Raw genomic sequence first — 12,022 nt, forward strand, 5'->3', positions numbered from 1 at the left:
CTCAGGATCCGGTGCGGCTCGAAATAATGCTCCGCCCCCGCACCTCGACCGGGCGGCGCTCGATCAAGGCCGTGCCGATGGCGTTGGTGCCGGTCAGGCTCTCGCTCCAGGGCACGCCGGGGCGGAGCGCCACCTGCGCGGCGCGGCCGGCGAAGGAATCGCTGCCGAGAGTATCGAGGATCAGCCCGTCGGCATCGGTGAGGATGACGAGGCTGCCGGTCGCCTGCGCCTCGGCGTGGAGCGCTTCGATCTCCGGCCGGCAGCTCTGGCGCAGGGCCTCGCTGCGGTCGAAGGCGGCGCGCATCTCGGCAGCGGTCAGCGGCTCGACCCGGGGGCGCTGCCCGAAATCGAGCCCGAGGGCGGCGCAGCGCTCCCAGGAGCGCAGGATCGGCGGCGGCGGCTCCGCCACCCCCGGCCCGAAGGCCTGCCGCCGCGCGGCCAGCAGGGTGCGCGGCGTGGTCACGCGGCTCTGCATGCGCGGCCTCCTCCCATGTGGCCCAACCCGTTCGGGCGGGGTGTCGCCGTTTGCGACAGGTGTCGCAGGTGTCGCGCGCGCGGTCCAGACCGGACGGGGCCGGATTTTGGTCGAAAGCTCGGCCGAGCGACCGAGAAAAACGAGATCGATCAGAGGCTTAATCGTAGCCTGCCGAATGGCCCGGGCAGTCGGGCCCCGTCTGGCACGCCGGCTGCCGAGAGATGTCCACCACGCCCCGTCCTCGGGGTGAATGGGAGGAACACATGAACAAGCCGGAATTCTTCGCCGACGCCAAGATCCTCGCCGACGCCAAGACGAAGTCCCCGTTCTCGGCCCGCTACGACAACTTCATCGGCGGCCAGTGGGTTGCCCCGGTGGCGGGCCGCTACTTCGAGAACACCTCGCCGATCACCGGCGGCGTGATCTGCGAGGTGGCGCGTTCCGACGCGCAGGACATCGAGCGCGCCCTCGACGCCGCGCACGCCGCCAAGGAGGCCTGGGGCCGCACCGCCCCGGCCGAGCGCGCCCGGATCCTGCTCAAGATCGCCGACCGGATGGAGGACAACCTCGACCTGATCGCGCTCGCCGAGACCTGGGACAACGGCAAGCCGATCCGCGAGACCACCCACGCCGACATCCCGCTCGCCATCGACCACTTTCGCTATTTCGCCGGCTGCGTCCGGGCGCAGGAGGGCTCGCTCTCCGAGATCGACCACGACACGGTCGCCTACCATTTCCACGAGCCGCTGGGCGTCGTCGGCCAGATCATCCCGTGGAACTTCCCGATCCTGATGGCGGTCTGGAAGCTGGCGCCTGCGCTCGCCGCCGGCAATTGCGTGGTGCTCAAGCCCGCCGAGCAGACCCCGGCCTCGGTGCTGCTGCTCGCCGAGCTCGTCGGCGACCTGTTGCCGCCGGGCGTGCTCAACATCGTCAACGGGTTCGGGCTCGAGGCCGGCAAGCCGCTCGCCTCCTCGCCGCGGATCGCCAAGATCGCGTTCACCGGCGAGACGACCACCGGCCGCCTCATCATGCAGTACGCGTCGCAGAACCTGATCCCGGTGACGCTGGAACTCGGCGGCAAGTCGCCGAACATCTTCTTCTCGGACGTGGCGGCGGAGGACGACGACTTCCTCGACAAGGCGCTCGAGGGCTTCACGATGTTCGCCCTCAACCAGGGCGAGGTCTGCACCTGCCCGAGCCGGGCGCTGGTCCACGAATCGATCTACGACCGCTTCATGGAGCGGGCGATTAAGCGCGTCGAGGCGATCGCCCAGGGCTCGCCCCTCGACCCCGCGACGATGATCGGCGCCCAGGCCTCCTCCGAGCAGCTGGAGAAGATCCTGAGCTACGTGGCGATCGGCAAGGACGAGGGCGCCGAGTGCCTCACCGGCGGCGAGCGCAACGTGAAGGACGGCGAGTTCGCCGGCGGCTACTACATGAAGCCGACGGTGTTCCGCGGCCACAACAAGATGCGCATCTTCCAGGAGGAGATTTTTGGGCCGGTCCTGTCGGTCACGACCTTCAAGGACGATGAAGAGGCGCTCTCGATCGCCAACGACACCCTCTACGGCCTCGGCGCCGGCGTCTGGACCCGCGACGGCACCCGCGCCTACCGCTTCGGCCGGGCGATCCAGGCCGGCCGCGTCTGGACCAACTGCTACCACGCCTACCCGGCCCATGCGGCCTTCGGCGGCTACAAGCAGTCCGGCATCGGCCGCGAGACCCACAAGATGATGCTCGACCACTACCAGCAGACCAAGAACCTGCTGGTCAGCTACTCGGCGAAGAAGCTCGGGTTCTTCTGACGTTCGAACCAGGAGGCGGGGCGTTCGCCCCGCCTGCCTCGGCAAGGAGCCCGCATGACCACGCCCCCTCTCCGCGTCACCGCCACCCCGGCCGCCCTCGCGCTGATCGACACCTTGCGCCGGGAGCACGGCCCGGTCCTGTTCCATCAATCCGGCGGCTGCTGCGACGGCTCGGCGCCAATGTGCTTTGCCGTCGGCGATTTCCTGATCGGCGACGGCGACGTGCATCTCGGGGCGATCGGCGGCGCCGAGTTCTACATCAGCGGCCCGCAATACGCCGTCTGGAAGCACACCCAGCTCATCATCGACGTGGTGCCGGGCCGCGGTGGCATGTTCTCGCTGGAGAACGGGTCGGGCCAGCGCTTCCTCCTGCGCTCCCGCGTGTTCGACGAGGCGGAGAACGCGGCCCTGAACGGGTGACGGGACGGCGAGGCCGTCGGCGTGCTAAGCGGCTCGGAAAAATCCCCCCGGAGCAGGCCATGCCGACCCTGACGCATCTCGACGCCGCCGGCGCCGCCAACATGGTCGACGTCACCGACAAGGCCGCGACCGACCGCGCCGCCCGCGCCGAGGGCCTGGTGGTGATGAACCCTGAGACCCTGCGGCTGATCCGCGAGGGCGACGCCAAGAAGGGCGACGTGCTCGGCACTGCGCGGCTTGCCGGCATCATGGCGGCCAAGCGCACCCACGAGCTGATCCCGCTCTGCCACCCGCTGCTGCTGACCAAGGTCCGGGTCGAGTGCGAGCCCGACGAGAGCCTGCCGGGCATCCGCATCACCGCGGAGGTGCGGGTGCAGGGCCCGACCGGGGTCGAGATGGAGGCGCTGACCGCCGTCTCGGTGGCCTGCCTGACGGTCTACGACATGGTGAAGGCCGCCGACCGGGCCATGCGGGTCGAGGGCATCCGGCTCCTGCACAAGAGCGGCGGCCGCTCGGGCGTCTGGGAGGTGCAGGCATGAGCGCGCTGCTTCCCGTTTCGGAGGCGCTGGCGCGCATCCTCGCCGATGCCCGCCCGGTCGCGCCCGAGACCGTCGCGATCACGTCCGCCGCCGGCCGCACCCTGGCGGAGGATGTCAGGGCCCTGCGCACCCAGCCGCCCTTCGCGACCTCGGCGATGGACGGCTACGCCGTGCGCGCCGCCGACGTCGCCGGGGCCTCGCCCGAGGCGCCGGTGCGGTTGCGCCTTACCGCCACCAGCGCCGCCGGCCACGGCGCCCGCGGGCCGGTAGGCGAGGGCGAGGCGATCCGCATCTTCACCGGCGCGCCGCTGCCGGCGGGCGCCGACACGGTGGTAATCCAGGAGGATACGCAAGCCGAGGGCGAGACGGTGCTGGCGCGGGCCGGCAACCCGCCCGGGCGACACATCCGCGGCAGCGGGCTCGATTTTCGCGAGGGCGACCGGCTGCTCGGCGCCGGCGAGCGCCTCGACGGCTGGCGGGTGGCCCTCGCCGCGGCGGGCGGGCACCCGACCTTGCGCGTCCGGCGCCGGCCCCGCGTCGCGGTGCTCGCCACCGGCGACGAACTGGTGCGGCCGGGCGAGCCGGCGGAATGGGACCAGATCGTTGCCTCGAACGGGCTGGCGCTGGCGGCGATGGCGGAGGCCGCCGGGGCCGAGGCGATCGATCTCGGCATCGCCGGCGACACCTTCTCCGATCTGGAACACGCGATCGGCCGCGCGCGGGACGCGGAGGCCGACCTCCTGGTGACGTTGGGCGGCGCCTCGGTCGGCGACCACGACCTCGTCCAGTCGGCGCTCACCCGCCAGGGGCTCGATCTCGGCTTCTGGCGGGTGGCGCTGCGCCCCGGCAAGCCGCTGATGCACGGCCGCCTCGGGGCGATGGCGGTGCTGGGGCTGCCCGGCAACCCGGTCTCGTCGGTGGTGTGCGGGCTGCTCTTCGTCCACCCGCTGATCCGCGCGCTCCTCGGCGACCCGGAAGCCGGGGCCGACCGCAGCGAGCCGGCGCTCCTCGGGCGCGACCTGCCGGCCAATGACGGGCGCCAGGACTACATGCGCGCCGCCCTCGACACCGCGCCGGACCGGCTGCCGGTGGTCCACCCGGCCGAGCGCCAGGATTCCTCGATGCTCTCGGTGCTCGCCCGCTCCGAGGCCCTGCTGATCCGCACGCCCCACGCGCCGGCCGCCCGGGCCGGCGATCCCTGCCGCATCCTGCGGCTCGACCGGGGCCTGTAGCAGGGGCAAGGAGAGGGATGGGGGACGTCGAGGGATGGGGGCCTCGGCGTCCCCCTCCCCGGCCTATTGCTCCTCGGCCCCCTTGCCGCCGGTCTTGCGGTCATAGGCGGTGATCGCCGCCCGGCACTGGGGCGAGAGCCGGGCACGGTTGCGGGCAAAGCAGCGCTCCACCTCCGGGCTGTCCGGATCGGCCCCGGCGCAGAGCTTGAAGTAGTCGCCGGCACAATTCATCTGCAGGCCCTGGTCGTCCCGCTGGGCGAGGGCCGGCGTCGCCGCCAGGGGCGTCAGGACCATGAGCGTCAGGAAGGCCGCGGTGGCGGCGGGCGCACGAAGCGACATCGGGTTCAAGGTGTCATTCCCGCTGGAGAATCCGAACCCCTAGGGTAGGTGCCCCGGGCCGCCGGACAAGCGCAGCCAGGTCACACCGGTGCGGGGATGCGCGTCGTTCCTTGCGACGGCCGGTCCGAGCCCGAGCGTCCGCCGAGGGAGCGGATTCCGGTCCGTCGCAGAAAACCCCGCGATATCAAATGCCTGGAGATCTACGCGATTGTGAAGGGCTCCGGCGTTCCCTCCGGGCCGAGGGCCGTCGCCCGGAAACCGTCCTGCCCCGAGGGGCCGGGCCGTGCCAGGTCAAACCCTGCGATCGCCAATCGAAGCCATGTCACCGCGGCAGAACATCGAGTTGAAAGCCCGATGATCCCACGGACAAGCTGACGCTTTGCCGCCAAGCTTGGATTAAAATTGGGTGAACGACGTTTTCAGATCGCATTAAAATCCACGGCTTTATTGCGGCGCCCAACGAAGTGTGAGGCGGCTCTCGATCGGCGCGCCGCGGCTCCGGCAGGCATCCCGCCTCGCCCGGCGGCCCGGTCCCGGCAGCCGCGAGGCTTGAGCGGCGATGCGCGACGACGAGACCGAGACAGACGCCCCGGCCGGGCCGGAGCCGCGATCCCGGGGCGGGCAGGGCCAAGGGGAGCTCGACGCCGTCACCCGGCGCCGGCTCGGCCGCGCCCTGCGCGCCCATTACGCCGACCTTCTCAGCGCCCCGGTGCCGGATCGCTTCGCGGCGCTCATCGCCGGGCTCGATGCCGGCACGCCGCCGGCCGCCAGGCGGGTCGACCCTGCGGCCGAACCTCCGGCTACGGATCCCGGCGAGGAGGACGCGCGATGAACGCCCCCAACCCCACCCCCAAGCCCATCGTGTCGGCCCCCGTCGATCCGGAGATGCGGGCGCTGCTCCTCGGGTCGATCCCGGCCTTGCGGGCCTTCGCGTTCTCGCTGACCCGCGACTTCGACCGCAGCGACGACCTGGTGCAGGAAACCCTGGTGCGGGCCTGGACCAAGGCCGACAGCTTCACGCCCGGCACCAATCTCTATGCCTGGCTGTTCACCATCCTGCGCAACCTGTTCTATTCCGAGCAGCGCAAGCGCCGGCGCGAGGTCGAGGATGCCGACGGGGTGATGGCAGGGCGCCTGACCGCCCTGCCCGACCAGGAGGCGCGGGTGGAGCTCTCGGCCTTTCAGGCCGCCCTGAACACCCTGCCGGCGAGCCAGCGCGAGGCGCTGGTGCTGGTGGGGGCCCAGAACTTCACCTACGAGGAGGCGGCCGAGATCTGCGGCGTCGCCGTCGGGACCATCAAGAGCCGGGTCAGCCGGGCGCGCGTCCGGCTGATCGAGCTGCTCGGCATGACCGGCCCCGACGACATCGGCAGCGACGGCGCCACCCTGGCGGCCATGGGACATCCGTGACCGTCTCCTGGGCCGGGACGCCGCACCCCTGGAACGGTTTCCCGGGCTCCGCGGTTTCGATGACCCGACGGCAGGCCGGCGGCAGCGTCCGCCAGCCTGCCGTCCTGCCCCGCAACCCGTGGATTTGGCCGATGCCCCGCCCCTACGAAGCCGTCGCGGACGCGATCCGCACCGCCCGCGCCATCGTGATGCAGGAGGGCTCGGCCCTCGCCGCGGCCGCGCGGGCCGGGAACGACGCCGCCCTCGACGCCGCGAGCTGCGATCTCGTCAGCCGGATCGCCCAGGCGATCCTCGATGCCGAGAACGACGCGATGGCCCGCTCCCTCGTCGCCGCCGAGGCCTATCCGGAGAAGCGCCTGAGCGCCTGAACGGGGATCGGCGGTCATCTCGTGCGGTCCCGGGTCGGCGACGAACCAACCCAGGCGCCCGCGGTTGTGCCAGCATGTCCACACACCCGCACGCCTCCCCACCTCCCCATTCTCCCGCCCTGTCCCCCGTCGCCGGCCTTGCCCTGGCGGGAGCGGCCCTCCTCGGGGCCGGTGCGGTCGAGAATGGCCGTCGCGCCCGCGCGGCGGAGCGCGAGACCCCGCCGGTCGGGCGGTTCGTCGAGGTCGGCGGCACCCGGCTGCACGTGCTGGAGCGCGGGCGGGGCCCCGCCCTCGTCCTGCTGCACGGCAATGGCAGCCTGATCCAGGACTGGCTCGTCGCCGGCCTCGTCGACCGGGCGGCGGAAACGCACCGGGTGATCGCGTTCGACCGGCCCGGCTTCGGCTACAGCGAGCGGCCGCGCAGCCGGATCTGGACGCCGCTGATGCAGGCCGGGCTGATCCGCGGCGCCCTCCACTCCTTGGGCGTGGAGGACGCCATCGTGCTCGGCCATTCCTGGGGAGCCCAGGTGGCGATCGCGCTGGCGCTCCAGGATCCGGCCCGGGTGCGGGCCCTGGTGCTCGAATCCGGATATTACCTCCCGACGCCGCGGATCGACGGCCTGCTCTTCGCCCCGCAGGGGCTGCCGGGCCTCGGCGACCTCATCAGCCATACGGTCGCCCCTGCGGCGAGCCGCCTGCTCTGGCCGCGCATCCTCGCCCGCCTGTTCGGGCCGAGCCCGGTGCCGGAGCGCTTCGCCCGCGACTTCCCGGTCGAGATGGTTTTGCGCCCCTCGCAGCTGCGCAGCGCCGCGGCGGAATCCGCGCTGATGGTGCCGGACGCCTTCGCGCTTCGGTCGCATTACGCGCGCTTGCGGATGCCGGTGACGATCCTGTCCGGCACCGGCGACCGCCTGGTCTCGCATGCCGACCAGGCGGTGACCCTGCATCGCGAGATTCCCGGAAGCCGCCTCGTCGCGGTCGACGGCGCCGGCCACATGCTGCACCACATCGCCCCCGACCGGGTTCTCGCTGCCGTGGCCAGCGCACGGGCAGATCCTTGCACAGGTCCTCGCACGAGCCGTTGAAACCGGATGGCGTCGAACGACTTGACCGTTCTGTGACGCGGCGGCAAGTCGCGAACGGCCCCGGTCTCGGCTAGGAGGAGAGTCGCTCTCCGCCGGCCTCGGGCCGGCGGCTCCCTCTTTTGTGCGGACTCTTGCGACGTGACGATCCTGAAACGCGCGCGGCGCCTCGCCGAGACGGGGCGCCAGTGGTTCGTGCCGGCCCCCGGCCCGGTCGCCTGGGGCCGGCTCTACAATTGCGGAATCCTGGTCGCCCTGAACCCGGATGCCGATCCGGACGCGGTCGGGCTCACCCTGGCGCGATCCGGCGAGCACGAGCACGAACTGCCGGTCACGCGCCGCTTCGCCGAGGGCGGCACCACCTACCTGCACGCGGCCCTCGATCCGGTCCTGCTCGCCGCCCCCGCGACCCTGCGGTTCACCGTGACCGAGCCGGGCCGTGCCGACCAGCAGCGGGTCGCGACCGGGCCGGGCCACCACACGCTCCACCTCGACGGGGTGGTGGGCGGCGTGCTCTCCGGCTGGGTCTCGTCGCTGTCGACCGATCCGCTCCCGTCCGTGCATCTCGTGATCGACGGCGTCGAGGGCGAGCCGGTCCGGCCCGGGATCTACCGGCCGGAGCTGCGCTTCGGGGGCGCGAGGGCGGCTGGAACGGCTTTCGCTTCGTCCTCCCGGCCTGGGCCCTCGACGGGCAGCCGCACACCGTCGCCGTCCGGGCCGGCGACACCCTGGAAATTCTGGGATCTTACGCGCCGCGGCTGCGGTCGAGCCTCCACGTCGAGGCGCCGAGCCGCGTCACCGGCTGGGTGTTCGACGAGGCCGGACCCGACCGGCCGAGCCTGGTGCGGGCGGTCCGCGACGGCGAGGAGGTGGCGCAGGTCGAGACCCATCCGCGGGCCGACCTGCTCGAGCGGTTCGGCCGGCACTCTGCCGCCTTCGCCTTCCCGCCCGGGATGCTCAAGCCCGGCACCGACATCGCGGTCGGCCCGATCGGCGCGGGCGAGGTGATCGGCCACCTGCGCGGCACGATCGAGCTCGCCCGGGCCGAGGCGCGGGCGCTGCTGCTGCCGAACGAGCCCGCGACCACGCTCCAGGAGCGCCGCGCGGTGCGCGACCGTCTGGCGGCGGCGGTCCGGCCCGGCGGCGGGGCGCGCCTCGTCCTCGCCGAGCCGGCCGTGCCGGAGGTGTGGCCGGAGACCGGCCGCACGCCGCCGCCGGCCTGCGCGATCGTGCCGGCCTATAACGGCCTGTCCGACCTCAAGGCCTGCCTCGCCTCGCTGCTGCCGCAGCTCGCCCCCGGCCGCTTCCGCGCGCTGGTCATCGACGACGCCTCGCCCGACCCGGAGGCGACGCGCTACCTCGACGATCTCGCAGCAGAGCAGCGTCCGGGCCTGACGGTCCTGCGCAACCGCGAGAATCTCGGCTTCATCGGCACGGTCAATGGCGGCCTCGCGCTGCTGGAGCCGGGCGAGGACGGCATCCTCGTCAACGCCGACACGGTGCTGGCGCCCCGCGCGCTGGAGAAGCTGGCGCGCGCCTGCCACCGCGCGCCCGGCATCGCCAGCGCCACCCCGCTGTCGAACAACGCCACGATCCTGGGCTTCCCGGGGATGCCCGAGGCGCAAGGCCCGCTCATGGGCCTCGGGCCGGCGGAGATCGACGCCGCTCTGGAGGCGGCCTCGCCCCAGCCGGTGGTGGTCCCGACGGGGGTCGGCTTCTGCCTCTACCTCAACCGGCAGGCCCTCGACGAGGTCGGCGGCCTCTCACCCGATTGGGGCCGGGGTTATTGCGAGGAGGTCGACTGGTGCCTCACCGCCCGCGACCTCGGCTGGATTCACGTCGCCGCCACCGATACTTACGTCGAGCACGAGGGCTCGGTCTCGTTCGGCAAGGGCGAGCGGCTGGCGATCCTGGAGCGCAACCACGCCCGGCTCGTCGCCCTCTATCCCGAGTACCAGGACGAGGTCGACGCCTTCATCGCCGCCGACCCGCTCCAGCCCCTGCGGCTCTCCGTGCTCGGGACCCTGCTCGCCGGACGCATCCGGCGGCTGACCCTGCATGTCGGCCACGGGTTCGGCGGCGGGGCGACGCGCTACGTCGACCAGGTCCGGGGGCTCGCCCGGGCGAAGGATCACGAGATCGGCCACCTGGCGCCGATGGGCCGATACCTCGCCCTGACCCTCGACGCGGCCGGCGCCTCGGTGACCCTGCGGCCGGACGACCTGTTCGGCCTGCTCGACGCCCTGGAGGCGGCCGGCCTCGCCATCGACCTCCACCTCAATGCCCGCTTCGGCTACGAGTCGACGGTTCTCGACCGGCTGCTCTCGGGCCGCTGGCCCTACGCAGTCACGCTGCACGACTTCCAGTGGTACTGCCCGAAGGTCCATCTCGTCGACGGGCGCGATTTCTACTGCGAGGAGCCGCCCCCGGACGTCTGCCGCCACTGCACCGTGCGCGGCGTCGCCTACGATTACGCCGACCAGAACGCCCTGATGGGCGGCGGCCTCGACGGCTGGCTGGCGACGAACGAGCGGATCCTGCGCGGGGCGAAGCGCCTGGTGGCGCCTTCCCGCGACACCGCCGAGCGCTATGCGCGCCGCCTCGGCCTGTCCGGCATCGCGGTGGTGCCGCATCCCGAGGCGGCCCCTCCCGCCCCCGTGCGGCCGCGCCGGGCGCCTCTCGGCCCGGTGCGGGTCGCCCTCGTCGGCGGGATCGGCCACCACAAGGGGTTCGAGCTGGCGGTGGCGCTCGCCGAGCGCGCGGCGCGGGAGCGCCGGCCGATCGCCTTCACGGTGATCGGCAACGTCGCCGACGACAAGCGGGTCGCCGATCTTGCGAACCTGACCGTGACCGGCGCCTACGACCCGGAGGACCTGCCGCGCCTCCTGGACGAGGCCGATCCGGATTACGTCTTCCTGTCGAGCGTCTGGCCCGAGACCTATTCCTACGTGCTGTCGGAGGTCTGGTCGGCGGGCTACCCGGTCGTCGCCCTCGACATCGGCGCCCCGGCGGAGCGGATCCGGGCCGAGGGCGGCGGGCTCCTGCTGCCCTTCACCCGCGACACGGCGCTCCTGCTCGACGCCCTGGTGGAGGCCCGCGGCCAGTTGGCGGAGGTGGCGATCCCGAACCTGCCCGCGACGGCGCCGAGCCTGGCGCAGTATGAGGCGGCGATCGAGGGCGCGGCGGGTTTTGAGATCGGGCAGGCTGTTTGACCCGGCTTCCGTTCGCTCAGTCTCGATGAAGATCAAGCGCGTCTCCCCCCTCCCGTATGGGAGAGGGGATCCCGCGCTTGATTGTCATAGCGATTTTCCCCGGACAAACCTGCCGCGGGCGGGGAGAGGAGAGACCTGCGCCTTTACCTTTGCCCCGGACAGCCCTGCGCTCCCGAGGAACGGTGACGAGCGGAGCCTGTCACCGCAAAGATTAGATCGAGGATGCCGTTGTTTCATTCGCGAGACACAGCGAATCCATCGGAAAAAACGATATGCGTCTCCGGAAAGTTCCTCGCGGAAACCTGTATCACTCCCCCGACCCATACCACGCGAAGTGCTTCTTGATCGGCTCGATCACGTCCCAGGTGCCGGAGAAGCCCTTCGGCGTCACGAAGGCGTCGCCGGCCCGGTAGGTCTTCGCATGACCTTCGGCATCGGTGACGATCACCACGCCCTCCAGGATCTGGATGAACTCGGCCCGGCCGAAATCGATGCGGAACTTGCCGATCTGGCAGGTCCAGATGCCGGCGGCGAACAGGCTGTCGGGGCTGGTATAGATGTAGGTCGCGGTCTGGACCGGATTGCCCGACAGGATGTGCGAGCGCGGCCAGGCATAGGGCTCGGCCGGGGGCTGCACGGCCGGGAAGTCGACGGTGGTCTGCACCGGCCCGTCGAGGAGCGGCGGCGCCGGTCGCTGCAGGAACGGCATCAGGCGCTGCAGGGGCACGGCGCCCATATAGGCCAGGAGCGGCCCGGACGAGGTGATGAGCTGCTTGATGATCGCCATGATGTCCCCCGCGGTGACCGTCGCATTCCGTTCGCCGACCGGGCCATACCACCCGTATGCCGTTAATGGAGGGCTGCGCAGACGGCGCGAATCCGTCGGCATGCCGCGATGTCGGCCGGGGACGGTTAAGCGACCCTCGCCGGGATCGACGACTTTTCGAAAAACGGCCGCCAAGACGCAGCATTGTCGGTCAAAAGCCTGCGAGATGTGGGGATCATCGTCGCTGTCCGATGGCACTTCGCGACAGATGCGCGTAGATCGCGGGGCGGTGTGAGGTCTTTTGTGATGGGTGCGGTCTCGTCATGGCTGCGGCGCCTCGGGCGGGGAGCGCTCGTTGCGGTCCTTATGTCCGC

The 12,022-nt window shown here is 71.8% G+C and carries 13 protein-coding genes; 10 read left to right on the forward strand and 3 right to left on the reverse strand.

The features are described from left to right. Position 1: 1 nt before the first annotated feature. A complete protein-coding gene (locus tag F1D61_RS34940) occupies positions 2 to 475 on the reverse strand; it encodes a hypothetical protein (protein WP_348649413.1) in 474 nt (157 codons plus the stop codon). Between the two features lie 263 nt (positions 476 to 738). On the opposite strand from F1D61_RS34940, the gene adh reads away from it, so the two are divergent. Genes adh through F1D61_RS01280 form a run of 4 tightly spaced genes read left to right on the forward strand, consistent with a single transcriptional unit; the run spans position 739 to position 4,471 of the window. Then, positions 739 to 2,280: an aldehyde dehydrogenase gene (gene adh, locus F1D61_RS01265; protein ID WP_246775665.1), complete on the forward strand. Its 1,542-nt coding sequence runs from the start codon at positions 739 to 741 to the stop codon at positions 2,278 to 2,280. A 54-nt stretch (positions 2,281 to 2,334) separates the two neighbouring features. After that, positions 2,335 to 2,700, forward strand: a complete 366-nt coding sequence (locus F1D61_RS01270; RefSeq protein WP_203156175.1) for a DUF779 domain-containing protein — start codon at positions 2,335 to 2,337, stop codon at positions 2,698 to 2,700. Positions 2,701 to 2,759: 59 nt separating this feature from the next. Next, on the forward strand, positions 2,760 to 3,239 hold the full coding sequence (gene moaC, locus F1D61_RS01275) for a cyclic pyranopterin monophosphate synthase MoaC (RefSeq protein WP_203156176.1): 480 nt from the start codon (positions 2,760 to 2,762) through the stop codon (positions 3,237 to 3,239). After that, entirely contained in the window at positions 3,236 to 4,471 is a 1,236-nt protein-coding gene (locus F1D61_RS01280; protein WP_203156177.1) for a molybdopterin molybdotransferase MoeA, read from the forward strand. The genes moaC and F1D61_RS01280 overlap by 4 nt, the downstream gene beginning before the upstream one ends. A gap of 63 nt (positions 4,472 to 4,534) precedes the next feature. Here F1D61_RS01280 and F1D61_RS01285 read toward each other — a convergent pair whose 3' ends face one another. Continuing rightward, a complete protein-coding gene (locus F1D61_RS01285; RefSeq protein WP_246775666.1) occupies positions 4,535 to 4,810 on the reverse strand; it encodes a hypothetical protein in 276 nt (91 codons plus the stop codon). A 559-nt stretch (positions 4,811 to 5,369) separates the two neighbouring features. On the opposite strand from F1D61_RS01285, the gene F1D61_RS01290 reads away from it, so the two are divergent. From F1D61_RS01290 to F1D61_RS01310, 6 genes are all read left to right on the forward strand, one after another. Beyond that, positions 5,370 to 5,642 carry a NepR family anti-sigma factor gene (locus F1D61_RS01290; RefSeq protein ID WP_203156178.1) on the forward strand — a complete coding sequence of 91 codons (273 nt, stop codon included), beginning with the start codon at positions 5,370 to 5,372 and terminating at the stop codon, positions 5,640 to 5,642. Next, on the forward strand, positions 5,639 to 6,220 hold the full coding sequence (locus tag F1D61_RS01295; protein WP_203156179.1) for a sigma-70 family RNA polymerase sigma factor: 582 nt from the start codon (positions 5,639 to 5,641) through the stop codon (positions 6,218 to 6,220). The genes F1D61_RS01290 and F1D61_RS01295 overlap by 4 nt, the downstream gene beginning before the upstream one ends. Before the next feature lie 131 nt (positions 6,221 to 6,351). Then, on the forward strand, positions 6,352 to 6,588 hold the full coding sequence (locus F1D61_RS01300) for a hypothetical protein (RefSeq protein ID WP_203156180.1): 237 nt from the start codon (positions 6,352 to 6,354) through the stop codon (positions 6,586 to 6,588). 74 nt (positions 6,589 to 6,662) lie between these two features. Beyond that, complete coding sequence (locus F1D61_RS01305) at positions 6,663 to 7,673, forward strand: alpha/beta fold hydrolase (protein ID WP_203156181.1); 1,011 nt, start codon at positions 6,663 to 6,665, stop codon at positions 7,671 to 7,673. A 138-nt stretch (positions 7,674 to 7,811) separates the two neighbouring features. Beyond that, positions 7,812 to 8,678 (forward strand): hypothetical protein, encoded by an 867-nt coding sequence (locus tag F1D61_RS33770; protein WP_246775667.1) that lies wholly within the window; start codon positions 7,812 to 7,814, stop codon positions 8,676 to 8,678. Then, positions 8,624 to 10,882, forward strand: coding sequence for a glycosyltransferase (locus tag F1D61_RS01310; protein ID WP_246775911.1), 2,259 nt, complete (start codon positions 8,624 to 8,626; stop codon positions 10,880 to 10,882). Before F1D61_RS33770 ends, F1D61_RS01310 begins: the two co-directional genes overlap by 55 nt. A gap of 307 nt (positions 10,883 to 11,189) precedes the next feature. Here the strand turns inward: F1D61_RS01310 and F1D61_RS01315 are convergent, their stop codons facing one another. Then, a complete protein-coding gene (locus F1D61_RS01315; protein WP_203156183.1) occupies positions 11,190 to 11,669 on the reverse strand; it encodes a cupin domain-containing protein in 480 nt (159 codons plus the stop codon). Between the last annotated feature and the right edge of the window lie 353 nt (positions 11,670 to 12,022).

Origin of the sequence: Methylobacterium aquaticum (assembly GCF_016804325.1) — a bacterium.
GTDB classification, from domain to species: Bacteria; Pseudomonadota; Alphaproteobacteria; order Rhizobiales; family Beijerinckiaceae; genus Methylobacterium; species Methylobacterium aquaticum_C.

What these genes read in the sequence shown, in the direction of transcription:
- F1D61_RS01290 (WP_203156178.1), top strand. Translation starts at nt 5,370, where the DNA reads ATGCGCGACGACGAGACCGAGACAGACGCCCCGGCCGGGCCGGAGCCG.
- F1D61_RS01310 (WP_246775911.1), top strand. Translation starts at nt 8,624, where the DNA reads ATGCTCAAGCCCGGCACCGACATCGCGGTCGGCCCGATCGGCGCGGGC.
- adh (WP_246775665.1), top strand. Translation starts at nt 739, where the DNA reads ATGAACAAGCCGGAATTCTTCGCCGACGCCAAGATCCTCGCCGACGCC.
- F1D61_RS01295 (WP_203156179.1), top strand. Translation starts at nt 5,639, where the DNA reads ATGAACGCCCCCAACCCCACCCCCAAGCCCATCGTGTCGGCCCCCGTC.
- moaC (WP_203156176.1), top strand. Translation starts at nt 2,760, where the DNA reads ATGCCGACCCTGACGCATCTCGACGCCGCCGGCGCCGCCAACATGGTC.
- F1D61_RS01270 (WP_203156175.1), top strand. Translation starts at nt 2,335, where the DNA reads ATGACCACGCCCCCTCTCCGCGTCACCGCCACCCCGGCCGCCCTCGCG.
- F1D61_RS01280 (WP_203156177.1), top strand. Translation starts at nt 3,236, where the DNA reads ATGAGCGCGCTGCTTCCCGTTTCGGAGGCGCTGGCGCGCATCCTCGCC.
- F1D61_RS34940 (WP_348649413.1), bottom strand. Translation starts at nt 475, where the DNA reads ATGCAGAGCCGCGTGACCACGCCGCGCACCCTGCTGGCCGCGCGGCGG.
- F1D61_RS01285 (WP_246775666.1), bottom strand. Translation starts at nt 4,810, where the DNA reads ATGTCGCTTCGTGCGCCCGCCGCCACCGCGGCCTTCCTGACGCTCATG.
- F1D61_RS01315 (WP_203156183.1), bottom strand. Translation starts at nt 11,669, where the DNA reads ATGGCGATCATCAAGCAGCTCATCACCTCGTCCGGGCCGCTCCTGGCC.
- F1D61_RS01300 (WP_203156180.1), top strand. Translation starts at nt 6,352, where the DNA reads ATGCCCCGCCCCTACGAAGCCGTCGCGGACGCGATCCGCACCGCCCGC.
- F1D61_RS01305 (WP_203156181.1), top strand. Translation starts at nt 6,663, where the DNA reads ATGTCCACACACCCGCACGCCTCCCCACCTCCCCATTCTCCCGCCCTG.